At 31.5% G+C, this 26539-nt stretch carries 21 protein-coding genes; 5 read left to right on the top strand and 16 right to left on the bottom strand.

The genetic code is table 11. The annotated features are described in order from the left end of the window. Positions 1-123 precede the first annotated feature (123 nt). The 15 genes from ACIQ16_RS08360 to uvrC form a co-directional block, all read right to left on the bottom strand. Positions 124-1725, bottom strand: a complete 1602-nt coding sequence (locus tag ACIQ16_RS08360; protein WP_396150514.1) for a fumarate hydratase — start codon at positions 1723-1725, stop codon at positions 124-126. Between the two features lie 166 nt (positions 1726-1891). Beyond that, positions 1892-2440, bottom strand: a complete 549-nt coding sequence (locus ACIQ16_RS08355) for a transposase (RefSeq protein ID WP_396150512.1) — start codon at positions 2438-2440, stop codon at positions 1892-1894. A gap of 125 nt (positions 2441-2565) precedes the next feature. Continuing rightward, the gene (locus ACIQ16_RS08350; protein WP_396150510.1) at positions 2566-4005 is read right to left on the bottom strand and encodes a nucleoside recognition domain-containing protein; all 1440 of its coding nucleotides are present in this window, start codon (positions 4003-4005) and stop codon (positions 2566-2568) included. A gap of 92 nt (positions 4006-4097) precedes the next feature. Then, positions 4098-5186, bottom strand: a complete 1089-nt coding sequence (locus ACIQ16_RS08345; RefSeq protein ID WP_396150508.1) for a fasciclin domain-containing protein — start codon at positions 5184-5186, stop codon at positions 4098-4100. Between the two features lie 26 nt (positions 5187-5212). Next, the gene (locus ACIQ16_RS08340) at positions 5213-8533 is read right to left on the bottom strand and encodes a carboxypeptidase regulatory-like domain-containing protein (RefSeq protein WP_396150507.1); all 3321 of its coding nucleotides are present in this window, start codon (positions 8531-8533) and stop codon (positions 5213-5215) included. Positions 8534-8626: 93 nt separating this feature from the next. Beyond that, positions 8627-10264: a glucose-6-phosphate isomerase gene (pgi, locus tag ACIQ16_RS08335; protein ID WP_396150505.1), complete on the bottom strand. Its 1638-nt coding sequence runs from the start codon at positions 10262-10264 to the stop codon at positions 8627-8629. 11 nt (positions 10265-10275) lie between these two features. Next, on the bottom strand, positions 10276-11508 hold the full coding sequence (locus tag ACIQ16_RS08330; RefSeq protein WP_396150503.1) for a peptidoglycan DD-metalloendopeptidase family protein: 1233 nt from the start codon (positions 11506-11508) through the stop codon (positions 10276-10278). A gap of 14 nt (positions 11509-11522) precedes the next feature. Then, positions 11523-12443, bottom strand: coding sequence for a tryptophan 2,3-dioxygenase family protein (locus ACIQ16_RS08325; protein WP_396150501.1), 921 nt, complete (start codon positions 12441-12443; stop codon positions 11523-11525). 8 nt (positions 12444-12451) lie between these two features. Continuing rightward, the gene (locus ACIQ16_RS08320) at positions 12452-13222 is read right to left on the bottom strand and encodes a DUF3108 domain-containing protein (protein WP_396150499.1); all 771 of its coding nucleotides are present in this window, start codon (positions 13220-13222) and stop codon (positions 12452-12454) included. Positions 13223-13605: 383 nt separating this feature from the next. Continuing rightward, positions 13606-14766 carry a 4-hydroxyphenylpyruvate dioxygenase gene (hppD, locus tag ACIQ16_RS08315; protein WP_396150496.1) on the bottom strand — a complete coding sequence of 387 codons (1161 nt, stop codon included), beginning with the start codon at positions 14764-14766 and terminating at the stop codon, positions 13606-13608. Between the two features lie 74 nt (positions 14767-14840). Next, complete coding sequence (locus tag ACIQ16_RS08310) at positions 14841-15179, bottom strand: four helix bundle protein (RefSeq protein WP_396150493.1); 339 nt, start codon at positions 15177-15179, stop codon at positions 14841-14843. A gap of 121 nt (positions 15180-15300) precedes the next feature. Beyond that, positions 15301-16458, bottom strand: a complete 1158-nt coding sequence (locus ACIQ16_RS08305; RefSeq protein WP_396150491.1) for a homogentisate 1,2-dioxygenase — start codon at positions 16456-16458, stop codon at positions 15301-15303. Positions 16459-16664: 206 nt separating this feature from the next. Then, positions 16665-18119, bottom strand: a complete 1455-nt coding sequence (locus ACIQ16_RS08300; protein ID WP_396150487.1) for an APC family permease — start codon at positions 18117-18119, stop codon at positions 16665-16667. Positions 18120-18188: 69 nt separating this feature from the next. Further along, the gene (locus tag ACIQ16_RS08295) at positions 18189-20432 is read right to left on the bottom strand and encodes a patatin-like phospholipase family protein (RefSeq protein ID WP_396150485.1); all 2244 of its coding nucleotides are present in this window, start codon (positions 20430-20432) and stop codon (positions 18189-18191) included. A gap of 3 nt (positions 20433-20435) precedes the next feature. Continuing rightward, on the bottom strand, positions 20436-22223 hold the full coding sequence (gene uvrC / locus ACIQ16_RS08290; protein WP_396150483.1) for an excinuclease ABC subunit UvrC: 1788 nt from the start codon (positions 22221-22223) through the stop codon (positions 20436-20438). A gap of 129 nt (positions 22224-22352) precedes the next feature. Between uvrC and ACIQ16_RS08285 the strand changes: the two genes are divergently transcribed. The 4 genes from ACIQ16_RS08285 (at position 22353) to ACIQ16_RS08270 (ending at position 24885) form a co-directional block, all read left to right on the top strand. Then, a complete protein-coding gene (locus tag ACIQ16_RS08285) occupies positions 22353-23339 on the top strand; it encodes a succinylglutamate desuccinylase/aspartoacylase family protein (RefSeq protein WP_396150479.1) in 987 nt (328 codons plus the stop codon). Next, the gene (locus ACIQ16_RS08280; RefSeq protein WP_396150476.1) at positions 23308-23871 is read left to right on the top strand and encodes a 5-formyltetrahydrofolate cyclo-ligase; all 564 of its coding nucleotides are present in this window, start codon (positions 23308-23310) and stop codon (positions 23869-23871) included. The genes ACIQ16_RS08285 and ACIQ16_RS08280 overlap by 32 nt, the downstream gene beginning before the upstream one ends. 65 nt (positions 23872-23936) lie before the next feature. Continuing rightward, positions 23937-24353, top strand: coding sequence for a hypothetical protein (locus tag ACIQ16_RS08275; RefSeq protein ID WP_396150474.1), 417 nt, complete (start codon positions 23937-23939; stop codon positions 24351-24353). Positions 24354-24429: 76 nt separating this feature from the next. Next, on the top strand, positions 24430-24885 hold the full coding sequence (locus ACIQ16_RS08270; RefSeq protein WP_396150472.1) for a septal ring lytic transglycosylase RlpA family protein: 456 nt from the start codon (positions 24430-24432) through the stop codon (positions 24883-24885). A gap of 9 nt (positions 24886-24894) precedes the next feature. Here the strand turns inward: ACIQ16_RS08270 and ACIQ16_RS08265 are convergent, their stop codons facing one another. After that, positions 24895-25362: a CYTH domain-containing protein gene (locus tag ACIQ16_RS08265; protein ID WP_396150469.1), complete on the bottom strand. Its 468-nt coding sequence runs from the start codon at positions 25360-25362 to the stop codon at positions 24895-24897. Positions 25363-25553: 191 nt separating this feature from the next. Here ACIQ16_RS08265 and dinB point away from each other — a divergent pair. Further along, the coding region (gene dinB / locus ACIQ16_RS08260) for a DNA polymerase IV (protein WP_396150467.1) at positions 25554-26539 on the top strand (986 nt) is incomplete at its 3' end.

The following is a 26539-nucleotide window of genomic DNA, read 5'->3' as shown; positions in this document are numbered from 1 at the left end:
AACTTTATGCTTTAGGCAAGCAAATATATTGATTTAAGTTATAATTACAATAACTGAATATTAAATTACCAAACTTTAACATTTGTTCTCTAACACATTAATTTACATTTAATTGTGTGTTAATTACAAATTTGAAAAGAAATCATTTCCTTTATTATCGGTAATAATAAATGCTGGGAAATCTTTCACTGTTATTTTACGAACGGCTTCCATTCCTAATTCTTCAAAATCTACAACTTCTACCGATAGAATATTTTCTTTAGCTAAAATCGCCGCAGGACCACCAATCGAACCCAAATAGAAACCGCCATATTTGTTACAGGCATTCATTACATCTTTGCTTCGGTTTCCTTTGGCTAACATAATCATGCTTCCGCCAGCAGCTTGAAATTCGTCTACATAAACGTCCATTCTTCCTGCGGTTGTGGGGCCAAAACTTCCTGAAGCCATTCCGTCTGGAGTTTTAGCAGGTCCTGCATAATATACAGGATGATTTTTGAAATACTCTGGCATTGGTTTTCCAGCATCTAATAATTCTTTAATTTTTGCATGTGCAATATCACGAGCTACAATTAATGTGCCATTTAATTTTAAACGGGTTTTAATTGGATATTTCGATAATTCGGCCAAAATTTCCGACATAGGTTTGTTTAAATCGACTTCTACTGCTGGCTCTAAATGAGGTGCTATTGCTGGTAAAAACTGACTTGGGTTGGTTTCTAATTGTTCTAAGAAAATTCCGTCTTTCGTAATTTTCCCTTTAATATTTCTATCTGCAGAACACGAAACGCCCATTCCAACAGGACAAGATGCTGCGTGACGAGGCAAACGAATGACACGAACATCATGAGTTAAATATTTTCCGCCAAATTGCGCACCAATTTGACTTTCTTGACAAATAATTTGTACTCTTTTTTCCCATTCTATATCGCGGAACGCTTGACCCGACATATTTCCAGAAGTGGGAAGATTGTCATAATAGCCAGCTGATGCTTTTTTTACCGTTGCTAAATTCGCTTCTGCAGATGTACCACCAATTACGATAGCTAAGTGATATGGAGGACAAGCCGCTGTTCCTAAATCCATAATGCGCTCGCGAACAAATTCTTCTAATGATTTGTCATTTAATAACGATTTTGTTTTTTGATATAAGAAGGTTTTGTTGGCCGAACCACCACCTTTTGTTAGAAATAAAAATTCATAAGAATTTCCTTTTTTCGCATAAATATCAATTTGAGCAGGAAGATTTGAACCTGAGTTTTTTTCTTCAAACATTGAAATCGGTACAATTTGCGAGTAACGAAGGTTTTTATTTTGGTACGTATTGTAAATTCCTTTCGATAACCATTCGCCATCTTCAACACCTGTGTACACGTTTTCACCTTTTTTAGCTACCACAATTGCTGTTCCGGTATCTTGGCAAGATGGCAATTGACCTTCTACAGCTACAGCCGCATTTTGTAATAAATTATAGGCTACAAATCGGTCGTTGTCTGTTGCTTCTGGGTCTTCGATAATATTTCGTAATTTTTGTAAATGTGCCGAACGTAGCATAAAAGAAACGTCATCCATGGCTTCTTGTGCTAATAATTCTAATCCTTTTGGGTCTACCACTAAGATTTCTCTATCGCCATGTAGTTCTATTTTTACAAAATCTGAAGTTAATTTTTTGTAGGTTGTATCGTCTTTTAAAATAGGATACGGGTCTTGATATATAAAGTCCATTTGTTTGAGTTTTGAAGCGTAAAGTTAAGGATATCACACAAGCTTTCCAAAAGTTTTCTGTTTCACCTGCAAGGTCTTTTTTTGACCTTGTAGGTGTTTATCAATACCTTGAAGGGTTATTTCGTATTTTGTTATTTAATAGCTATTTATGTTTAAAACAATTTTTTTATTCTAGCTTTTGCTTTTCAGATAATATTTCATTTTTAAAATCGTGACAATAAATAAAATTGTCTATATTTTCAAATAAATGAACCACTTCATTTCTTAATAAGTGAGTTGGTTTATCTGAAAGAATTGCTTTGTAGGAAGAAAAAGAAAAGCTTTTATAATCTAAATCCAAGTGATGTTTTGGATTTAGATGAATATACTGAATCACATTTTTTAAATATTCTTCATTTTCAATTTGTATTCTTTTGAAATGTTTTTCAAATAAACTTCCAGTTCTATTATTTTGTTTGTTAAATGCTTTTGCATAAGCGTTAAATAAATTCGATAGTGCTTGTGTCACTTCTTTTTCATTATTAATTTGAAACACAAAATGAAAATGATTATCCATTAAGCAATAGGCAAAAGTTTCTACTTTACATTCTAAATATTTCAAATATAGTTTTAGAAAGTAGCGTTTATTTTCATCAGTATTGAAAATAGTTTCACCATTAATACCTCTGTTATAGATGTGATAAACTTTGTCTTTTTCTAAAATTTCAAGTTTCATTTGGCGTTTATTTTTCAACTATAAGGTTTCAATAACCTTTTTGGACTTGCGTATTATTGGTTTATTTTTATAATTTTATACCTACAAGGTTTTGGAAACCTTGCAGGAATTTGGAGATACACCCTCTAAAAAAACCAACTTGCCACTGCAATCGCAGCAATTACACAAATTAAATCTACAAACAGCATAATTCCTAAAGTGTATCGTGTGTTTTTTACGTTAATACTTCCAAAATAAACCGCAATTACATAAAAAGTAGTTTCTGCACTGCATTGAAAAATAGCGCTCAATCTTCCTGTTAATGAATCAACTCCAAAGGTATTCATGGCATCAATCATAAATCCTCTCGAGCCACTTGAACTGAAAGGGCGTAACATAGCAACAGGTAATGAATCGGTAATTTGTTTGCTAACGCCAATATTAGAAAATACAAAAGAAACGCCGTTACTCATAATTTCAAACAAGCCACTATTTCTAAAAAAAGAAATGGCTACCAACATTCCCATTACATAAGGAAAAATAGTAACTCCAGTAGTCAATCCGTTTTTGGCACCGGAAACAAAAGCGTCAAAAATTGTGGTTTTTTGCTCTACAAATTTCTTCTCTTTTGTGAATGCATAAAGCAATGTTATTCCAATAATTGCAATTAACATTAAACCCGACAAATTTGAAGTAAAGAAGTTTTTTTCCACTAAATTTAATCCGTTTACGTAAAACAATAATCCAGTAATTGCAGCAATTATTGTCATTAATCCAACGATTAAAGTAGCGCTTTTAAAGTTTATTTTCTGTTTAATTCCTACAATTAATAGCGCAGCAATGGTACCTATAAATGAGGTAATAATACAAGGCAACATAACATCTGCTGGATTTTCCGCATTTGCTGCTGCACGATAACCAATAATAGATGTTGGAATTAAAGTTAACCCTGCAGCATGCAAACACATAAACATAATTTGCGCATCGCTGGCTTTGTCTTTTTCTGGATTAAGTGTTTGTAGACTTTCCATAGCTTTTAATCCGAAAGGCGTGGCTGCAGAATCTAATCCTAAGAAATTTGCAGCAAAGTTTAACGTCATATAAGAAACCGATTCGTGATTTTTAGGTACAGATGGAAATATTTGTGCGAAAAAAGGACTTAATTTTTTGGCTAATTTTTCGGATGCGCCTGAAATTATTAGCAACTCCATCAAACCGCAAAAGAAAGCCAAATAGGCCATAAGAGGCAAAATAATATCGAACAAACTGTTTTTACAAGTTGGTAATAAACCATCCGATTTTTGTGTGCCGCTGTAAATTTTTACGGTTTGATTTTTATAAACGTAAGTAGTATCTGGATTTAGTGTATCTCTATTTATGGTAAACGTTTTTTCTTCGGATTTTTGAATACTATCTTTAATAAAAGCAGGGATTTCTTTTAAAAACTTTTCCGAAATTAAAATAGGATCATCTTTTTTTCCATTTAAAACATAATCTACAGAATACGTGTTTTCTGCAAATAAACTTACTATAATAAACACTATAGAAGAAATAAAAATAGTCAACCAAAATCTACTTAATACCATATTGTATTTTTTTTGTAAATGTATGATTTTATAAGATAAAAAAAAACCGTTCCAAAATCAATTGGAACGGTTTAGAATTTATTAGGTTTTTTTTATAAAGTAGGTTGTAATACTTTATCAATGATGTGTGCCACACCATTTGAACCTTGAATATTAATGGTTCTAATAGTTGCATTAGCAGCTGTAATATCAGCAATTTTTACAGTCCCAGCAGCTATTGAAATAGTTTGTTGTGGACCGGTTAATTGTGTATTAATAACCAAAGGTGTTGTAACAGGAGGATTAGGTGCACTTGCTGGTGCCACAAAAACAGTTGAAGACGAAGCTCTAGTATTATTGTTTGCTATGTGGTATCTTAATACTTTAGTAATATTTGCATCCGATTGACCTGTTAAAAACGATGCACTAGAAAAAGCTGCATTAGTTGGAGCAAAAATTAATCGAGATAATGATGATGCAGATGATGATGGAATAGGACCCGTTGCAGATGTAACATCAGTTAAAACTGCAGCTTGTGGCGCTGAAGTCAACACACCTACTAAACTAGACAAATCTGGATTGGCAATAATTAAGTTGTGTACTTTTGGAATACTTAACACATTACTAATTACATGTATAATTCCATTACTTGCATTAATATCTGCTTGTAAAACAGTTGCACCGCCATTAGTATTTCCACCATTAAGAACTACACCATTTGTTTTATTTACATACATACTAATAAAAACTGAGGTAGAAGTTAGCGCTTGTTGAGGTGGCGTTGATGCAGCAGTAAAACCTGTAACCAAAGGAGAAAAAGAAGAAATATAACCTTTTGATGGAAAATCTGAAGCTATTGTGCCTATTGATAAAACGTGGTATTGTAATATTCTTCTTAAGGTAGCAATATCAGCAGTTGTTGTTGTAGCGGCTATTGTAGCTTCCGTTATTCCGGCCGCAATGAAAGCACTATTTTTTGGGGCAAATACCGTGTATGATCCTGGGTTTCTGAATGTATTTAGTAAATCTGTTTTTACTAAAGCCGCTTTTAGGATGCTGAAATTTGCAGCATCAGCATCTAATATCTCTACAATGGTAGGATATTTTTCAATTACATTATTTGAATCACTTTCACAAGAAAATGATAATAATGCTACAGTTACTACTGCAAACGCTTTTGAAATTTTATTAATTAGTTTCATATTTAAATTATTTAATTTTAGTTATTTTATTTTCCGAATGTGTATCTTAGTGTGAATTGTGCTTGCCAAACATCAAATACCGATGAATTATTAGATAAGGTATCTTTAATTAGATATCTTTTACCATTATCATCGGTTTGTTGTGCCAATTGAAAACCTGGAACATAATTGTTTGCAGCACTTGGAGCTTGACTAACCGATAATATTTGTGTATTTGTTGCTCTTTTCGAAACGCCCCAATCATTATTTAACAAGTTTGTGAAGTTTAAGATGTCTGCTCTAAATTGAAAAGATTGTTTTTTTCCTTTTATTTTTAAGTAGAAATCTTGAGTAACAGATAAGTCTAAACGGTGTAACATTGGTAACTCAGATGCATTTCTGTCCACATATTGCCCACGTTTTGTTTTTAAATAAGAATCTTGTTCAATATATTTATTGAAAGCTTCTGCTTGTTGAGCGGCGGTAAATAAAACCTGACTTACACCTCCAAAATTTTGAGTGATATCAACAAATCTAAGCTCTGAAGCATTATTAGGTACGTACAATAAATCATTTCCGTTTACACGGTCACCGTTGATATCACTTCCATACGTATAAGTATAAGGATTTGCTTTTTCTCCAACATAACCAATGTTAAATGAAGTAGAACCCCCATATTTAGTTCCGTAATTTAATTTATATCCTATTAAACCTACAATTCTGTGAGGCGTATTGTTGTTTGAATTCGATAAATCTAAATTGTTATTTCCTAATACAGATCTTGCATTTGTCCATGACCCTGAAGCAATAGAACCAGCAGACATTAAATCTTGAGCATTTGATTTAGTATAGGCAATTGACCCCCAAAACCCTTTTTTATAAGGATATTCTAACTTAAATGTTGTTGAAACAAAATAACCTTGGTTAGAGTTTGATAATACAATTGCATTAGAAACATTATTATTTATTCTAGACCCTGCATCAGTTCCTGAATAGAAAGGCCTGTTATCACCTGCATTATTAATTGTTCCAACTGGAGCTGCTAAATTGGCATTGTAATAAAACACTTCGTTTATGTTTTGGCTATAAATTCCTTCAAATGAAGCTACTAAACCAAAAGGTAATTTTTGATCTATAGCAAAATTTGTTTTCCAAGACTGAGGAAATTTGAAATTATCATCAGTAAAAGCCAAATCAAACGTAGATGGTAATTGAGGTGTACTTGGAGTAAAGTATTGACCTGGATTAGCAGTAAACCCGTAACCGCCGTTAATTAAGTCTGCACCACTTACATCAACAAAACCAGTTAATACCCCATTATTTCCAATTGCGTTAGATAAAAACACAAGTGGTGGTCTACCTGTAAATATTCCTGTTCCACCTCGAAAAATGGTTCTTGCATTTTTGTTTACATCTAAGTTAAATCCAAATCTTGGTTCAAACAAGTATTGGGTTTTTGACATGTTTCCTGTATTGAATTTTTCGCCATTTGCAAAAGTCATTGCTGTAACTGCAGGATTTTCTAATGCAGTATCCTCAAAACTAACAGCAGTAGCTCTAATACCAAAAGTAAGTTTTAAATTATCTGTGGGTTTGTATTCATCTTGTGCATAAACATCAATTTTATTAGATTTTAAAACTTGCATTGGTTCTGCACCACCTGGTAAAGCAGAATATCTGTATTGAAATCTTGATGGTAAATTTGCAACTGTTGTAGCTGGCGCACCATTATTAGCAACCGTTTCAGCTACCGCTCCTTGGAATGCAGCTAAACTATCAAAGATATACACCCCATTTGACGCTGGGAAGAAATTGTTATTTGATACAAATCTTTCAAAATTTGCTCCAAATAATAAGGTGTGTTTTCCAAAATTACCAGTAATATTATTGGTAAAATGCAATGTAGAATAATCTAATAAGTTAGAAGGAGTAAATGGGTCTAAACCAGCAGAAATGTAGTTATTTGCACCTCTTTTAATATCAATAGTTGGAAAAAGTCCGCCACCTTGTAAGCTTCTATTTTCTAACTGTTTATCATATCCTGCAATAAAGTTATTAGACCATTTTTCTGAAATTTTCCAATCCCATTCTAAAACAGCAGATCTTGTATTGTCTTCAATAACGTAACCGCTATTTTTGTATGACATAGAGAAAACGTTTGTTCTTCTGTTACCAAAACCAGCAGAGTTTGAATTTGAAATTAATTCATCAGCTCCAGAATCATGGTGAACATAACGTGCTGTTAATTTATGATTGTCATTAATATTCCAGTCAATTCTAGCTAAAAACTTTTTAGATTCTCTAACAGCATCAAAATTTTCAAAAGCGCCTGTTTCATATCCAAAAGAATTTTTCAAAAGATTTGAAACACTTACTAAATCAGTATAAGCTGTTTCAGATACTTGTGCTCCAGCATTTGGTGATCCTGATGAAGTCCACGTAGTTGCTGGGCTAACATTATCAATAGTTTCAAAGTTACCAAAGAAGAATAATTTGTCCTTGATAATTGGTGCGCCAATTCGAGCTCCCCAAATTTTTTCTTCAAATTTAGAAGGCGTAATATTTATATTTCCAGCTCTTTCTCCTAAAAATTCTTTATCATTATTTCTGAATGAATGATAAACAGAACTTTCAACTTCATTGGTACCACTTCTAGTTACCGCATTAATCCCTGAACCTGTAAAACCTGATTGTCTAATATCGAAAGGAGCAATGTTTACTTGAAGTTGTTCAATAGCATCTAATGAAATTGCAGTAGAACCTGTTCTACCTCCAGCTTGAGAATCTGAACCCAAACCAAAACCATTATTAAACACTGAACCATCAATTGTAAAATTGTTCAAACGAGAATCTTGCCCTCCAAATGTTCCGTTACTTCCAGCATTTGCATTGTATTTTGTAATACTGTTGATGTTTCTAGAACCAATAATTGGCACGGCGTTAATCTCTCTGTTAGAAAATTGTTGTCCCGCACCCGTTTTACTTTTGTTAAATGCATCTTTAGAATTTACAGATACAATTTTTACTTCTTCAATAGAATTTATTGCACTTTGCATCTCAATATTAATTACAATTGAGTTTCCTAATGGAGCCGTAATGTCTTCAATTACAAAAGGGTTATACCCTACATAATTTACTTTAATTGTGTAAGGACCTCCTGGTCTTACAGAATTAGCCGAATAGTTTCCTTTTTCGTCAGCTGTCGAAAAGTATTTTGTTCCCGTGGGAACGTGCTTAATTTCTACAACTGCAGCTGCAAGCGTTTCACCTGTTGAAGATTTTACAGTACCAGTTATAGCTGATTTTGTAACTTGTGAAAAACCAAATGCCGAAATGAATAGAAAAAACCAATAAATGTTCTTTTTCATGTTTTTTTAGTTAAATATTTTTGACAAAATTATAAAAATTTTAACAAATCACATTAAGAAAACATTAACACTTTTTTATTTTATTAACAATTTTTAGCTAATAAACTTACTTAACAGCGTAGTTGTTGAACTATCATGGTTTTTGACATTTCCGCTTTCTATTTCATTTAAAATAGAGTTGGCTAATTGTTTGCCTAGTTCCACACCCCATTGGTCATAACTATAGATGTTCCAAATAATGCCTTGTACAAAAATTTTGTGTTCATACATAGCAACTAATGCGCCTAAACTTTCTGGAGTTAATTTTTTTATTAATAAAGTATTGGTTGGTTTGTTGCCTTCAAAAACTTTAAAAGGTATTAAATCTGCTACTTCAGCTTCTGTTTTACCTTGTGCTAAAAATTCTGAAAGTACTTGTTCACGAGATTTTCCTTTTAATAAGGCTTCTGTTTGTGCAAAAAAGTTAGACATTAATTTGTTATGATGGTCTTTTTCACCATAAAGTGGTTCAATAAAACCAATAAAATCTGTTGGAATTAGTTTTGTTCCTTGATGAATTAATTGAAAAAACGCGTGTTGCGAATTGGTTCCTGGCTCGCCCCAAACAATTGTTCCTGTTTGGTAATTTACTTGTTTTCCATTTCTAGCTATAGATTTTCCATTGCTTTCCATAATACCTTGTTGTAAATAAGGTGCCAGTTTTTGTAAATATTGTGTATATGGAATTAATGCTTCTGTTTCGGCACCAAAGAAATTATTATGCCAAATGCTTAATAGTGCTAAAACCACAGGAATGTTGTTTTCATATGGCGTGTTTGCAAAATGCACATCCATTTTATTCGCACCTTTTAATAATTGATTAAAATTATCGTATCCAACAGCTAAACTTATAGTTAAACCAACGGCACTCCATAATGAAAATCTTCCGCCAACCCAATCCCACATTGGGAAAATATTTTCGGGTGCGATACCAAAGTTGGTTACGTTTTTCAAATTTGTTGAAACGGCTACAAAATGTTTGGCAATATCTTTCTCAGTAGCATGCTGTAAAAACCATTTTTTTACGGTTTCCGAATTGGTTAAGGTTTCCTGAGTCGTAAATGTTTTAGAAACGATAACAAATAAAGTAGTTTCAGGATTTAATTTTTTTAATATTTCTTGCACATGATCGCCATCTACATTAGAAATAAAATGTGTGTTTAAATTGTTTTTATAAAATTGTAAGGCTTCTACAATCATGGCCGGACCTAAATCCGAACCACCAATTCCAATATTCACCACATCTGTAAATGGTTTTCCAGAATATCCTTTCGCTTCTCCAGAAACAATTTTATGTGTAAAATCTTTTATTTCGTTTTTCGTGTCATAAATTTCAGGAATTACATTTTTTCCTTCAAACAAAACTACATCGTTTTCATTAGCACGTAATGCGGTATGAAGCACGGCTCTGTCTTCGGTTTCGTTTATTTTTTCTCCTGAAAAACACTTTGATATAGCATCTGGCAACCCTACTTCATTTGCTAATTCTATAAGTAATTGTATGGTTTCTTCAGTCCAATTATTTTTTGAAAAATCTATATAAAAATCATCCCATTCAATATTGAATTTTTCTGCTCTTTTGGCATCATTTTGAAACAAATCTTGAATAGATAGTTGTTCAGTTTCTGAAAAATGAGATTTTAATTTTTGCCAAGCTTTTGTTTCTGTTGGATTTATATGTTGTAATTTCATGATAAAATTGTTTATTCTTTAAATGTTTTGGATGTTGTGTCGTCTAATTCTTTTTTTAGCGGTGCAATGGCTGCTAAATATTTAGTTTTTTGCTTTTTTGTCATCGGTTCCGAAGTTGGTAATTTTAGGCGCAAAGGATCTACTTGCACCCCATTTTTCCAAAATCGATAACACACATGCGGACCAGTAGCTAAACCGGTACTTCCTACTTTTCCAATAATTTGACCTTGCGTTACAGATTGCCCTCTACGAACTAAAATTTTCGACATGTGAAGGTATTGTGTAGCGTATTTTCCGTTGTGTTTTACTTTTACAAAATTTCCGTTTCCAGAGCTATATCCCGTAGCTTCTACAACTCCTGAAGCGGTTGTTTTTATAGGTGTTCCGTGTGGTGCAGCATAATCTGTTCCATTATGTGCTTTCCAGGTAAATTGTACCGGATGAAATCTTCGAGCTGTAAATTTTGAGGTTAATTTGAAAAAGGATAAAGGCGCTTTTAAAAACATACTTTTAGCTCCCGAAGCTTTTTCGTCATAATATTCTGGATTTTTTTGATTTTCATTTAATTTATAAGGGAAAGCATATATTTTTTTTCCTTTGTATTCAAAATAAGACGCTTCTACTTCGTCTACTCCTAAGTATTCTCCGTTTTCAAAATATTTTTCTTTGATAGTTACGGCAAATTTATCTCCTTTTTTTAACTTGAAAAAGTCAATTGAATATTTATAAATCTGTGCCAATTCGTTTGCTAAATCAGCGCTAACACCTTTTCTTGATAAAGTTTCTGATAAAGATCCGTCCAACTCTGCCGCAATAGTTCTTCTTTTTATAACGGTAGGGCGTTTTTTTATTTCTACACGAATCGAATCCCGTAAATCAACCACCAAAAAGCTGGTTTTGTCTTGCACATAAACCAGGGCTTTTAAATTTTTCTTGTTTTTTTTATCGGAAAAAGTTAGAAAAGCTTTACCAGCTCGGATGGTTTTTATATTGAAAGAATCCTTAATTTTTTCTGTAACATCAAATGTTTTTAAACTATCGGGCAATGTGTACGCTTCTAAAATAGTGCTAAATGTGTCTCCAGATAGCAGGGTGTCTTCTACTACCGAAAAATCATTAAAAGTAAATCCGTATTTTTTAATTATGGGAACTTTTTTTGCGATTTTATCTGCAGTTTTTTTGTCATTTTCTTTTTTTTGACATGAAAACGTGAGTAATAATATAGCGTATAATATATATTTCAAATCTTGTTTTTTAATTATTCTCCCCAGTTTTTTAATTCTTCTTCACTCCAAAGTTCTGGAAAGAAAATACGTTTTTGGTATTTTGGCAGCATGTATTTTTTCCAATCACTTCCGCCAGTAGCTTCATGATTTCCGGGAACGCTTTCGATATATATTTTTGCGGCATTAAAATGCCCCATCACCCAGGTAATGTTTACAGTTTTGTCGTAATGACGCATAGCTGCTACTAATTCTGGATTTTTTTGATCGTTTTCTGGTAATTGTTTAAATTTTTGCCAAAGATTTATGGTGTTGTATTCTTCCATAAAAGCCAAAAATTCCTTCTTATATTTTCGTTCAAATTCGCTTAACAAATATGATTTTTCTCCTGTTTGATGATCTTTTCCTGCAGCTTGCCAATACAAATGTTCTAACGCGTGTGTGTAAGACGTGTTTCTGTCAATGGTTGCTCTAAAACGAAAATCGATTAAATTAATCAAATCGGTTGATGCAAATTCAATCAATCTGTATTGCGCACTTTGGAAACCACTTGCGGGCGTTAACGTATTTCTGAATTTTAAATATTGTTCAGGTTCCATTCCTTCTTTCATAATATCAAAAGAAGTGGTTAACATATCAAAATAGCGGCTAATTCTGTTTAATCTTTCTGTAAAAAATTCAGTGCTTGGTGCAGTATCGTGACACACTTGTTCCATTTCCCAAAGTATCATTTTAAATAACAATTCATTTACTTGATGATACATAATAAACACCATTTCATCTGGTAGGGTAGAACGCTGAATTTGTAAATTTAAAAGCGCATCGGTTTGAATGTAATCCCAATACGTAATTGGTTTTGCCCAAAGTAATCCTTCTAAATGGGTCTCGGTTTTTTGATTTATTTTTCCGAACTTTTCATCTAATTGTTCGATTTTTGTTGAAATAGAATCTTGCAAAATAAGTATTATTTAAAATTTATAGGATGTTTTAATCCTTTGTACTGATCAATATCTGCTTTTATAGAACCAACTGCTAAACTAGCTTTTACTCGTATTGGAATTTTATTTTCATCGTCTGATATCCAAACGGTTAAACTCTCTTCTTCTTTAAAAACACGCCCAGCTTGAACAAGTGGTTTAAAAATCATACAGTTTATTTCTCCAAATTTAGAGTTTATATTTTCTTTACCAACAAATTTAAGTTTAAATTTTGTAGTTTCTTCATCAAAAAACATATCTATTGTTATGGATTCTCCTACAACTAACTTGTCAATCTTAGGGTGATTCCTTAGATAATAAAAAGATGATACAATATCCTGAATATTTTCTGGTACATTAAACGTTTTTTCAGTTTTGTTTTTATAATCTTTTACTAAAACGGTATTGTTGTTTTGGTTGAAATAGCCTTGTTGATTTTTAGTATAGCCACCTTCGTTTATATTTCTAATAAATACATAAGGTTTGTTGGTTTCTTTATTAAAATAGCTTTCATAGTTGTCTACTACTTTAAACATCATTTTAGTCATACCAGTTGTGTAGCCTTTTCCAATAACATGGTGCATTTTTTTGCCGTTAAGATCGGCGTCTTTAACTTCTAAAGTGGCATAGCCAGCATTTATTAGTCCGTAATGTATTCTTAATTTAAAAAATTCTCCAATAGTATAAGAATCTTTTTCCTCTGTATTAAAAGAGTTTGAGAGGACAAACACCGTTAAAAGCAAGATTATTCTTTTCATTTTGTATGGTTTTCTTTGAAGAATACAATTATTGTTCCAAAGTTACAAAAAACAAAAAACCCAGTCAAAATAAATGACTGAGTTTTTATGTTTTAACCAACCAAAAACTATAAATTATGAAAACTTATACGCAATATGAGTCTACTACCTCTCAATTGCTCTGCAAAGATATGTTAAGAATTTAAATTTTATTTAATAAAAAATCAACTTTAACACTTTTAACAGAATAAAACGCAAGAAAAGTGTTTAAAATTTAACAAAACAAAAAAATAACCTACTTTTTTTATGTATTTGATAATTTTATTTTTAATTAATTGGTTTTTAATGATTTAAATTTGGTATGTTTTAATCAAAAAAGCAGCTGTTGTAGCTGCTTTTAATTTTTATAACGTTCCTCTTTTGGCTTGTTCTCTTTCAATAGATTCGAATAAGGCTTTAAAATTTCCTGCTCCAAAACCTTTTGCGCCCATTCTTTGGATAACTTCGAAGAAAAGTGTTGGTCGGTCTTCTATTGGTTTGGTGAAAATTTGTAATAAATACCCTTCTTCATCGGCATCAATCATAATACCTAATTTTTGAAGCTCGTTGATGTCTTCTTTAAATTTTGACATGTGATCTTTCAATCTTTCTGGAATGGCATCATAATACGCTTGTGGTGGCGTACTTAAAAATTCGATTCCACGAGAACGCATATCGGCAACGGTAGTAATAATGTCATCTGTTGCAACTGCTATATGTTGCACGCCTTCACCTTCATAGAAATCTAAATATTCTTCAATTTGAGAACGTTTTTTTCCATTAGCCGGTTCATTGATCGGAAATTTGATTCTTCCGTTTCCGTTACTCATTACTTTCGACATCAATGCTGAGTATTCCGTAGTAATTTGTTTGTCGTCAAAAGAAAGGAAATTTACAAATCCCATTACATCTTCAAACCATTTTACGGCTTCATTCATTCTGTTCCAACCCGTATTTCCAACCATATGGTCAATAAATTTTAATCCAACAGGTGCTGGATTATAATTCGATTTCCATTCTTGATAACCAGGCATAAAAATTCCGTTGTAATTTTTACGTTCTACAAAAACAAATACGGTTTCTCCATATGCACCATAAATACCGGCACGAACTACCTCTCCATCTTCGTCTTTTTCAACAACGGGATCAAAATAAGGTTTTGCACCTCGTTTTGTAGTTTCTTCAAATGATTTTCTAGCATCTTCAACCCAAAGTGCAATGACTTTAACGCCATCACCATGTTTTTTAACATGTTCTCCAATAAGTGAATTACTGTTTAAAGCGGTTGTTAATACTAAACGTATTTTATCTTGTTTTAAAACATAAGATGCTCTGTCTTTTACACCAGTTTCTAATCCTGCATACGCTAATGATTGAAATCCGAAAGCAGTTTTGTAAAAATGAGCCGCTTGTTTTGCATTTCCAACGTAAAACTCTACGTAATCTGTTCCTAATAAAGGCAAGAAATCTTGTGCGCCTTCAAATATTTTTTCTAAGCCGTATTCGACTGATTTTAAATCTTTCATAGTAATTTGTGATTGCAATAATTAGCGAATATGCGAATTAGATAATTAGCGAATAGATACCTATTTTGTTCTCGCTAATTTTTAACTTGTATATTATTTTTCGATGTACTAATTATTTTGTTTAACATTTTTATTATTCCATTTAATTTTTCAATTAACCCCTCTGGATTTGGGTAATTTTCTAAATTTTCACATAGAAAAAGCCAATATTCTGTTTCGTCAGCTTCTTTTAATGAAACTTTAAGTTTGTGAATAAAATCAGCTTTGCTTTCTGCATTTTGAGCTTCTTTGATATTTGCACCTACAGATGTTCCAGAACGAACTAATTGTTTTGCTATTATATATTTTCTTTTTTCATCAAGCAATTCTGCATATTTTACAACCATTATTGCGAACTCAAAAGATTCTTTCAAGATAGGGTTGTTTTGATATTTTGAACTGTTTGTGAATTTCATTTGAAAATTAGTTAACTACCGGATTAGTCAATTAGATCATATATGAATTCGCTCATTCGCTTATTCATTAATTCGCTAATTATTCCACCCAAGATTTGTAGTATTGACCATCGTCTATTCCCATTGCTGCTTCCGTAACCATTAATGGACGAAATGTATCTACCATTACTGCTAATTCTTTTGTTTCGGTATGACCAATACTTCTTTCCATAGCACCTGGTGCAGGTCCGTGAGGAATTCCTTTTGGATGTAACGTAATGTGGCCTTGTTCGATGTTATTTCTACTCATGAAATCGCCATCAACATAATACAATACTTCATCAGAATCAATATTGCTATGATTATAAGGTGCAGGAATTGATTTTGGATGATAATCGTACAATCTTGGCACGAAAGAACATACTACAAATGTTGCTGTTTCAAATGTTTGGTGAATTGGTGGCGGTAAATGCACACGACCTGTAATAGGTTCAAAATTATGAATTGAAAATCCGTATGGAAAATTATATCCGTCCCAACCAACAACATCAAAAGGATGTGTAGCATAAACTACTTCGTGCATCATGCCTTCTTTTTTGATTTTGATTAAGAAATCACCTTTTTCGTCATAGGTTTCTATTTCAGAAGGTAATTTGAAATCTCTTTCACAAAATGGTGAATGTTCTAAATGTTGACCCGATTCGTTTTTATATCGTTTTGGAGTATAAAATGGCGCATAAGATTCGACATAAAATATGCGATTATCTTCTGAATTGAAATCAATTTGATAAATCATTCCGCGCGGAATAATTAAGTAATCGCCATATTCAAAATTAATATTTCCCATCATGGTTCTTAATTTTCCTGAACCTTTATGGATAAATATCATTTCGTCTGCATCGGCATTTTTATAAAAATAATTGCGTAATGATTTTTTTGGTGCGGCTAATCCGATAATACAATCTTTATTAACAAGCATGTCTTTTCTGCTTTCTAAAAAATCGTCGGCTGGTTGTAATTCAAAACCTTTTAATAATAGCGATTTAATGTTCTTCCCAATGGCGATTTTTGGTTCAACAGAATACGATTTAGTAATTTCTTTAACCTGTGTTGGTCTGTGCACATGGTATAATAATGAAGAATGTCCGTGAAATCCTTCGGTACCAAAAAGTTGTTCATAGTATAATCCGCCGGTTGGTTTTTCAAACTGGATGTGTCTTTTGTGAGGGATTTCTCCTAATTTATGATATATAGGCATTTCTTTAGGTTTAAAAGTTATAGGTTTAAAAGTATTTTACGATACTTTTTTATTAAAACAAAAAGAGGCATGCTCACTCAGGATTTCTCTTGATGAGGAATTTCAAATGGGCTAATAATCCGTTCCAATTTTTCATAACACAAATATCGTAAAAATATATTATAAAAAAAAACGACTTCAAATTGAAGTCGTTTTTTAATTGAATTTTATTTATTTAGTTTTGAATTTCGTTTACCGTATATAAAGTAGACTAAAACACCTATAGCTAACCATCCTAATGATAGCAATTGTGCATCAAGACTTAAGTTAATCATTAAGTAGGTATTAATTAAAATACCACAAACTGCAATTACCGGCAAAGCGGGAACTTTAAAAGTACGTTCTAAACCTGGTTGTTTTACTCTTAAAATCCAAACCGCAATACAAACCATAGTAAATGCAAATAAAGTACCAAAACTGGTCATATCTGCTAATTTGTTGATAGGAGTGAAGGCTGCAACAACAGCAATAAATCCTCCTAAAATCATTAAATTAGTTTTTGGTGTTCCAGATAATGGATTAATTTTTGAAAAAACAGAAGGAATTAATCCATCTTTAGACATTCCTAAAAAAATTCTAGATTGTCCCATAATCATTACCATTAATACGGAAATTAATCCAATAGTTGCCGCAATAGTAATAATGTAACCTGCCCAAGCTTGTCCAGCAATATCAAATGCATATGCAACAGGAGCTTTAATAGCTTCAGGATATTTTCCTAGTGGATTAAAATCTTGGTAACTCATCATACCAGTTAATACTAATGACACTAATATATAAAGTACTGTACAAACCAATAAGGATACGATAATAGCAAAAGGCACATCTTTTTTAGGGTTAATAGCTTCTCCTGCTTGTGTTGAAACCGCATCAAAACCTACATAAGCGAAGAAAATTGCTGCAGCTCCAGAAACAATTCCACCTACACCGTAAGCTTGATGTGTCCCTGCTTTATCAACAATTTGAGTAACTTCAGGAATAAATGGAACCCAATTGTCTGTATTTATGAAAAAAGCACCAGCAATAATTACAAAAATTACGGCAGAAACTTTTAAAATTACAATAAAATTGTTGGCATTAGCAGCGCTTTTAGTTCCTTTAATTAGAATAGAAATTACGAAAAGAACAATTAAAAACGCAGGTAAATTCATTGAAAATCCTTCACCAGTATAACTTGCAGGATCAGTAGTTAGCCAGTCAGGTAATTTTATTCCAAACATTTTGAGAAGTTTATTAAAATATCCAGACCAAGAAACTGCTACTGTCATTGAACCCATAGCGTATTCTAATATTAATCCCCAACCAATAATCCAAGCGAAAATTTCTCCAATAGTTCCATACGCATATGCATACGCAGAACCTTCAACGGGTAAAATGGAAGCGAATTCAGAATAACATAGTGCCGCAAATACACAAGCAATACCTGCAATTATAAATGAAATCGCTAAAGCTGGACCTGCATGATAATAAGCTCCTGTTCCCGTAAGCACAAAAATACCACCACCAATAATAGCTCCAATTCCAATAGCTGTTAAGCTCCATTTACCTAAAACTCGTTTTAATTCGCTTTTTTTCATATCAGCTTCAAATGCTGACACTGGTTTAACTCTCCAAATAGACATAAAGTAATAATTTTTAGTTGCTTCAAATATAGGATTTTTTCAATTAAATATCCAAATCAAAAAAAATATTTAAAAAACGAAGCCTAGATTTACCCAAAAAGCAGAAAAATGTGATTCAGGAGACCACGTATATTTTAATTCAATTGGACCTATTAAAGTTTCTAAGCCATAGCCCAAACCAAATCCAGTATACGTGGGTTTGTTAAACCAGGTTTTTGTAGCTTTAAAAATAAAATCACCAACTATTGAAGCATTATATGTTAAGTTGATGTGATTTCTTTTAAAAAATTCGTAATCAAAAGTACCACTAGTTTTTATATACGAATTGCCACTTATGCTTAAAAAATCATATCCATAAAAAGGGCGAATGTTGGAATTATCTCTAAATCCAGTTCCTCCTATGGCAAAATCGAAATAAGGTAAAGTAGAATATCCAATTTTAAAACCTATTTCATTTTGAAAAGTAAATGAAATGTTTTTTAATGGCTCAAAAGCAATCCCTAAATCTGTTTTTGAGATAGAAAATTTCGAAAATTGATTGGTGTAGTCTGATGAATTGAAATAATAATTAAAATCACTTTTTAAGTACCATCCTTTTTTTGGAAAAAATTTATCATCAAAAGTATCGTAATTTAAATACCCCAACAAAGATAAATAATTACTGTTTTCAATTGTTTTATTGGCTTTAATTAAATTATCAGATTTTAATACTAAGTTTTGAAACTCTAACCCTCCACCAATATTAAATTTTCTTAAAAAAACAGTTTGAAGAAACACTTTTGTTGTAATACTTGAATAATCTAAATTAATTTTTTCAAATGCATTAGTTAAATATTTTTGAGTTCCAAAAGCTGAATTAACATTCTTATTGAATGTATTTAAACTAGAATTAATTCCAAAACTAAAATAATAGCCATTATCAATTAAGTAATTAAAATCGTACCTAAAATTATCGCCAAAAATTAAATCTAAAGAGACCATGTCGTTTTTAGAAATAATTTTCTTTTGGGTAATATTAATTAAAGCGCCACTTTTATATAATTCATCATAATGAAGCGCAAATTTTAATAAAGTATTTATTTTGTTTTCTCTTAAACTTATAAAAATATCTTTCTCGTTAAATTGATATTTTATTGCACTAAAGTTTTGCGTATTGCTTAAGTTTTGAATGCCATTTTGAAAATCTTCAAAACTTATTTTTGTGTTTGGTTTAAATCGTAATTTTCCTAAAACATACGCTCGTGTATAATTTTTTAGTTCTGTAAAACCAATGTTTCCAATAAAAATAGAATCTTTAACAGGTTTTAATTCTGGTTTTTTATATGTTTTATTTTCAAACTTTTGTAGTTCTGTTAAAAAATTTCTTGTAGCAAATTCTCCGTTTTCTATAATTTTTTTACCGTTTTCGAAGGACAAAACAGAATACCCTTTAATTTCTGGTTTAATATAAATATTCGTAAGTTTTTGCTTGTTTTTCATTTGAGAAAGCGTGTAAAAATTCGAAATTTGTCCAAAAATAGTTGTGATACCTTGTAACTCTTTTCTGTCTTTTAAGTCCTCTTGAACATCCACACCTATAATAAATTTGGCGCCTAATTCTTTAAGTTTTTCAACGGGATAATTATTAGTTACCCCGCCATCTACTAGTAATCGACCTTCAATTTCTATTGGATAGAAAATACTTGGAACAGAACTACTTGCAACTAAAGCTTGAGGAAAAATTCCTTTATTTAATACGATTTCTTCTCCAGTTTCAATATCTGTGGCCATACAGAAAAAAGGAATAGGTAATTTTTTAAAATCTCTTATGTTTCTTACGTGATAGGTTAATTTAGATAAAAAATTATAATTGAAAAACCCTTTCGAAAGTGCATTTGGGGTTTCTAATTTCAAATTTTTAAAAGGTAAGGATAACGCGTAAATATCATCGCTTCTTTTATTAAAATGTAATTTAGATTTTCTCGGAATATTATCCTGAAGTAAATCGTCTATGTTTAAGGTTTTAAATATAGAATCTAATTGTTTACCAGTATATCCTGATGCGTATAAACCTCCAACTATCGCGCCCATACTGGTGCCGCCAATATAATCCACTTTAATCCCTAAAGAATCTATTACTTTTAAAACACCAATGTGCGCCAATCCTTTTGCACCACCTCCAGAAAGCACTAAACCAATTTTTGGTTTTTTAATGCTATCTTGTGCAATTGAGTTAAAAGGCAAAAGTAAAAAGGCAAAAAGTATAAAACAAGAAAATGTACCACGAATATGATATTCTTTTTTCTTTATACTATTCTCTTTATTCTTAAACATGCGTTATTCTTTTTTGTAAAAGTCGGAAATTTTTTTTGCTTTTGAAAGTCCAATTACTGAAGAAATTTCAGATTCTGTCGCCTCTTTTATTCTTTTTACGCTTTTAAAGTGCGAAATTAAGGTTATCATTGTTTTTTCTCCAATGCCAGGAATACTTTCTACGGAAGAATTTAAAGCCGATTTACTTCTTTTGTCACGATGATGTGTAATTCCAAATCGATGCGCTTCGTTTCGTAATTGTTGAATTATTTTTAGCGTTTCCGATTTTTTATCTAAATATAAAGGAATCGGATCATCTGGATAAAACAATTCTTCTAATCGTTTCGCAATACCAATAATGGCAATTTTACCACGCAAACCTAAATCTTCTAAACTTTTTAAAGCAGAAGATAATTGTCCTTTTCCACCATCTATGATAATAAGTTGAGGTAAAGATTCTTTTTCGTCCAATAACCTTTTGTATCTTCTATACACCACTTCTTCCATTGAAGCGAAATCATTGGGTCCTTCAACGGTTTTTATGTTAAAATGTCTGTAGTCTTTTTTGCTAGCTTTTCCATCTTTAAATACCACACAGGCTGATACAGGATTTGTTCCTTGAATATTCGAGTTATCAAAACATTCAATATGTCGAGGTGCTACAGAAAGGCGTAAATCTTTTTGCATTTGTGCCATAATACGGTTTGTATGTCGGTCTGGATCTACAATTTTAATTTGTTTTAATTGGTCTAATCTGTAATATTTTGCATTTCTTACTGATAAGTTTAAAATCTCTTTTTTATCACCTAATTTAGGAACAGTTACTCTAATTTTATCGCCTAAATCTATTTCAAAAGGCACTACTATTTCTGTTGAGATTAAAAAGAAACGCGCTCTTATTTCTACAATTGCTAATTCTAATAATTCTTGATTGGTTTCGTCTAATTTTTTCTTTAATTCTAAGGTGTGCGAGCGAATAATAGCGCCGTGTGAAATTTGTAAAAAATTAACATACGCCATTGTTTCATCTGAAATAATGGAGAAAATATCAATATTGGTAATCTTAGGATTTATTATCGTTGATTTTGCTTGATAGTTTTCTAATACTTCAATTTTATCTTTAATTTTTTGTGCTTCTTCAAACTTCATTTCGGAAGCTAAAATTTGCATGTGATTTTTGAAATCTTTTAGGCTTTCTTTAAAATTTCCTTTTAAAATTTCTCGTATAGCCGTAATTTGTTTTTGATAATTTTCTTGTGATTCGTAACCTTCACAACCGCCTTTACAATTTCCAATATGGTATTCTAAACAGACTTTGTATTTTTCTGCTCTAATGTTTGCTTGTGATAAATCAAAATTACAGGTTCGTAAAGGATATAATTCTCTAATTAATTCTAATAATGTGTTTACGGTTTTAAAACTGGTGTAAGGACCAAAATATTCCGAGCCATCTTTTATCATTTTTCGAGTAGAAAATACTCTTGGGAACGCTTCTTTTTTGATGCAAATCCAAGGATATGTTTTGTCATCACGAAGCAGTACATTATATCTTGGCTGAAGTGTTTTAATAAGATTGTTTTCTAACAACAACGCATCCGTTTCTGTAGGAACAACAATGTGTTTTATGGTCACGATTTTTTTTACAAGTACCGAAGTTTTATAATTCTCATGGTTTTTGGTAAAATACGATTGTACGCGTTTTTTTAAATTTTTTGCTTTTCCAACATACAAAATCTTATTGTCTTTGTCGTAAAACTGATAGACACCAGGATTATCAGGTAAGGTTTGGATTTGTAGTTCGAGTGGCGTCATTTGCAGTATACAGTGTTCAGTTTTTAGTATTCAGTAATTTGACTTGAGAAAGTCTTACAAAAATAGCGAAAAACAATTGATTTAGCATAAAGTAATTTTTTATTACTTTAGCAAAAAGTAAAACAGAGTATGCACAAGGAAATTACTATTTTTAACGAAACGATATTACCTGGAAAGAGTAAAACCATCAATATGCAAATTGGAAAATTGCATACGATGACCGATTTACACATTCCAATTATTGTAGAAAGAAGTAAAAAAGAAGGTCCGGTAGTGTTATTAACTGCTGGTTTACATGGCGATGAGATTAATGGAACTGAAATTGTAAGGGAATTAATTGTAAAAAAAATTAATAAACCAAAACGAGGTACTATTATCTGTATACCTGTAATTAATATTTTTGGATTTGTCAATCAAACCAGAGAATTTCCTGATGGTAGAGATTTAAATCGAATTTTTCCTGGAAGCAAAACAGGTTCTTTAGCAAGCCAATTCGCATATTATATTTTAAAAGAAATTATACCTCATATAGATTATGCAATAGATTTTCATGCGGGTGGTGCCCAAAGATTTAATGCGCCACAAATTCGAATTGTGCCTAATAATGCTGAATTAAAAACGCTTTCAGATGTATTTGGTGCGCCTTTTACCTTATATTCTAATAATATTTCTGGTTCGTTTAGAAGTTCATGTGATAAAATGAATGTAAAAATGTTATTATTTGAAGGAGGAAAATCTGTAGATATAAATAATGGCGTAACTAAAGAAGCTGTAGAAGGAACCAAACGATTTTTAACACATTTCGATATGTTAAAAAACAAACACGAAATTTCAAACCCACACCAAACCATTTATATTGAATCGTCGGATTGGATTCGAGCTAATTTTTCAGGGATGTTTCATGGTTTAAAACAAATTGGAAGTTATGTTACTAAGGGCGAATTATTAGCCAAAATTTCTGATCCTTTTGGCAAAGTAAGTCATAAACTAAAAGCACCACACGCTGGCTATTTAATAAATGTAAATGATGCGCCAATTGTATATCAAGGTGATGCGGTTTTTCATATTTCAACAAAATTAGAAAATGACGAAGAAGGAATTAAGAACGAAGTATAACGCTCAAAGGCAAAATTTATCTGAAGCTACGATTGAAGATTTATCCTTACAAATTGCCAATCAAATCATTCATTTGGATATTTGGCAACACAGTTTTTATCATATTTTTTTACCTATTGAAACCAAAAAAGAAGTAAATACAGAATATATTTTACAAGTTTTAGCTGGAAAAGATAAAAACATCGTGCTTTCTGTAAGCGATTTTTCATCTCGAGAAATGACTCATTTTCTCTTAACGGATGCGACCAAAATAAAAAAAAACAAGTACGATATTCCCGAACCCGTTGACGGCTTAGAAGTTCCTGTTTCTAAAATTAATGTGGTTTTTGTGCCTCTTTTAGCTTTTGACGAAAAAGGAAATAGAGTAGGCTATGGAAAAGGTTTTTATGATCAGTTTTTATCAAAATGCCACCCAGAAACTATAAAAATTGGTCTTTCTTTTTTTGAATCCGAAACATTAATTTCCGATACCTTATCTACTGATATTCAATTAGATTATTGTGTAACACCAATAAAGGTTTACAATTTTTAATATTAAATTAAATAGGAATTCCATATATTTTATTATATTTGAAATTATTACTAAAAAAACAAACTATGTTACAAATTATTCATTCTACGTTAGCTTATGGTGTTTTAGCCGTTTTGGTTTTAGCTATTATAAATGCTTTTTTAGGGCTTTCAGCTAAAAGAAATTTTACTTCTAAAGACAGAAGTATTTCATTAATTGCGTTAATTTTTAGTCATATTCAGTTGCTCGTTGGAATTGTGCTTTGGGTTGAATCTCCAATTGGAAAAGCAGGTTTAAGTCAAATGTCAAATTCAGTTATGCGCTTAACAGCTTTGGAACATCCTTTAATTAATATCATTGCAATTGTTTTAATTACAATTGGTTGGAGCAAACATAAAAAAGAAGAAAGCAGTAATGGGAAGTTTAAAAAAATTGGTATTTTTTATACTTTAGGATTACTGTTAATCTTATCAAGAATTCCTTGGACGAATTGGATGGCATAATTCCTGTCAAATCAATAAAAATATAAAAAGAAGTAAGTGAAAATTTACTTCTTTTTTAATCTTATATTATATGAAGATGAAAAAATTTATATACATATTGCCGCTTTTAGTAGTGCTTTTTTTTCAGAAAGAAAACATAAAATCAAATTTTTCTCAAGAAAAACCAAAGTTAAAAGTTACAGATACAATAAAGAAAAAAGACAGTATAGCCAAACCTGTTGAAAAACTAGAAATGTATCACGAATCGGCACACGCTTCTTATTATGCTAACAAATTTAATGGCAGAAGAACCGCAAGTGGCACAAGATTTAACAATAATGACATGACTTGCGCACACCGAAAACTTCCATTTGGGACAAAATTAAAAGTTACAGGTCTAAAAACTAAAAAAGTAGTGTATGTTACCGTTACAGATAGAGGCCCATTTCATAAAAACAGACATATTGATTTATCAAGAGCGGCATTTTGGAAAATTAGACCCTCGAATTATGGTGGACACATTGATGTAAATATTGAAATTGTGAAGAAATAAAAAAGCCTTTTACCAATTAGTAAAAGGCTTTTTACTTAAATACGCATTATAATATTTTTCATCGCCAGTAACTTCTTCGCCCAACCAACTTGGTTTTTCATACGTTTCATTGGCGTCGGAAAGTTCTATTTCAGCCACAATCAATCCTTTGTTTTCGCCTTCAAAAACATCCACTTCAAACGTGTGATTTCCTTTTTTGATTAAATATCGGTTTTTATCAATTACGCCTGTTTCGCATAATTTTAATAAAGCTTCTGCTTCGTATAACTCAATTTCTTTTTCCCATTCAAAACGTGTAGTTCCTGATTCGTCGCCTTTGCCCTTTATGGTAATAAATCCTTTATCATCTTTAATTCTGATTCGAACTGTTCTTTCTGGCGCAGCATTTAAATATCCTTGAGCAATTTTCTGCGAATGTAAAGCCTCAGAAATAAAATCTAAGGAATGGACTAAAAATTTACGTTCTATTTCTTGCATAATTCTTAAAATATAAAGAATCAAAATTACAATATTTAAACATATAAGTCACATAAGTTTTATCGTTCTTTTTGTTTCAAGTTTCAAGTTTCAGGTTGGCTTAGGTTCTCGAAGCCAATGGTATTGAAATTTCTGAAAATCTGATAAATTTCAGTTTAAAGAAATATTTTTTTCAGTACTTTGTAAATCTTATGGAAATCACACAACGAAAAATAATTCACATTGATATGGATGCCTTTTATGCCTCTGTAGAACAATTGGATAATCCTGATTTAAAAGGGAAACCAATTGCTGTGGGCGGAAATGAAATTCGTGGTGTAGTAAGCGCTGCCAGTTATGAAGCGAGAAAATTTGGGGTAAGAAGCGCTATGAGTGGGGCACAAGCCGCTCGTTTATGTGAAAATTTAATTTTTGTAAAACCAAATTTTGAACGGTACAAAGAAGTATCTAAACAAATTAGAAAAATATTTTATGAATATACAGATTTGGTAGAACCACTTTCCTTAGATGAAGCGTATTTAGATGTTACGGAAAATAAAAAAGGAAATCCAAGTGCGACATTAATCGCCAAAGAAATCCGACAAAAAATATTTGAAGTTACTGGTTTAACAGCTTCTGCAGGTATTTCTGTAAATAAATTTGTAGCCAAAATTGCGAGTGATTTCAATAAGCCAAACGGACAAAAAACAGTAAATCCCGATGAGGTGGAAGCGTTTATTGAAGTGTTAGATGTGAAAAAATTCTATGGAATTGGAAAAGTCACTGCTGAAAAAATGTATAAATTAGGCATTTATTCTGGAACGGATTTAAAGTCAAAATCGTTAGACTATCTTGAAAAACATTTTGGAAATAGTGGTAATTCGTACTATAATTTATCTCGAGGGATAAGTTTTAGTCAGGTTAAACCCAATAGAGAAATGAAATCTGTTGGCGCCGAACGCACGTTTAATAAAAATTTATCTTCTGAAATTTATATGGAAGAACGGTTAAAAAATATCGCAGAAGAAATTGACCGACGTATTAAAAAATATAAAATAGCAGGAAAAACCATTACTTTAAAAATAAAATATTCCGATTTTTCACAACAAACAAGAAGTAAAACGGTGCAGTATTTCATTTCCGATAAAAATCTAATTTTTGAAACCGCAAAAGAATTATTGTATCAAGAAAAACTTAA

The organism is Flavobacterium sp. (genome assembly GCF_044360715.1).
Taxonomy (GTDB): Bacteria; Bacteroidota; Bacteroidia; order Flavobacteriales; family Flavobacteriaceae; genus Flavobacterium.
This window is presented reverse-complemented; position numbering and strand designations above follow the sequence as displayed.

Excerpts from the sequence above, each read along its gene's own strand:
- ACIQ16_RS08360 (WP_396150514.1), bottom strand. The coding sequence starts at position 1,725 with ATGGACTTTATATATCAAGACCCGTATCCTATTTTAAAAGACGATACA.
- ACIQ16_RS08355 (WP_396150512.1), bottom strand. The coding sequence starts at position 2,440 with ATGAAACTTGAAATTTTAGAAAAAGACAAAGTTTATCACATCTATAAC.
- ACIQ16_RS08350 (WP_396150510.1), bottom strand. The coding sequence starts at position 4,005 with ATGGTATTAAGTAGATTTTGGTTGACTATTTTTATTTCTTCTATAGTG.
- ACIQ16_RS08345 (WP_396150508.1), bottom strand. The coding sequence starts at position 5,186 with ATGAAACTAATTAATAAAATTTCAAAAGCGTTTGCAGTAGTAACTGTA.
- ACIQ16_RS08340 (WP_396150507.1), bottom strand. The coding sequence starts at position 8,533 with ATGAAAAAGAACATTTATTGGTTTTTTCTATTCATTTCGGCATTTGGT.
- pgi (WP_396150505.1), bottom strand. The coding sequence starts at position 10,264 with ATGAAATTACAACATATAAATCCAACAGAAACAAAAGCTTGGCAAAAA.
- ACIQ16_RS08320 (WP_396150499.1), bottom strand. The coding sequence starts at position 13,222 with ATGAAAAGAATAATCTTGCTTTTAACGGTGTTTGTCCTCTCAAACTCT.
- hppD (WP_396150496.1), bottom strand. The coding sequence starts at position 14,766 with ATGAAAGATTTAAAATCAGTCGAATACGGCTTAGAAAAAATATTTGAA.
- ACIQ16_RS08305 (WP_396150491.1), bottom strand. The coding sequence starts at position 16,458 with ATGCCTATATATCATAAATTAGGAGAAATCCCTCACAAAAGACACATC.
- ACIQ16_RS08300 (WP_396150487.1), bottom strand. The coding sequence starts at position 18,119 with ATGTCTATTTGGAGAGTTAAACCAGTGTCAGCATTTGAAGCTGATATG.
- ACIQ16_RS08295 (WP_396150485.1), bottom strand. The coding sequence starts at position 20,432 with ATGTTTAAGAATAAAGAGAATAGTATAAAGAAAAAAGAATATCATATT.
- uvrC (WP_396150483.1), bottom strand. The coding sequence starts at position 22,223 with ATGACGCCACTCGAACTACAAATCCAAACCTTACCTGATAATCCTGGT.
- ACIQ16_RS08285 (WP_396150479.1), top strand. The coding sequence starts at position 22,353 with ATGCACAAGGAAATTACTATTTTTAACGAAACGATATTACCTGGAAAG.
- ACIQ16_RS08280 (WP_396150476.1), top strand. The coding sequence starts at position 23,308 with ATGACGAAGAAGGAATTAAGAACGAAGTATAACGCTCAAAGGCAAAAT.
- ACIQ16_RS08275 (WP_396150474.1), top strand. The coding sequence starts at position 23,937 with ATGTTACAAATTATTCATTCTACGTTAGCTTATGGTGTTTTAGCCGTT.
- ACIQ16_RS08270 (WP_396150472.1), top strand. The coding sequence starts at position 24,430 with ATGAAAAAATTTATATACATATTGCCGCTTTTAGTAGTGCTTTTTTTT.
- ACIQ16_RS08265 (WP_396150469.1), bottom strand. The coding sequence starts at position 25,362 with ATGCAAGAAATAGAACGTAAATTTTTAGTCCATTCCTTAGATTTTATT.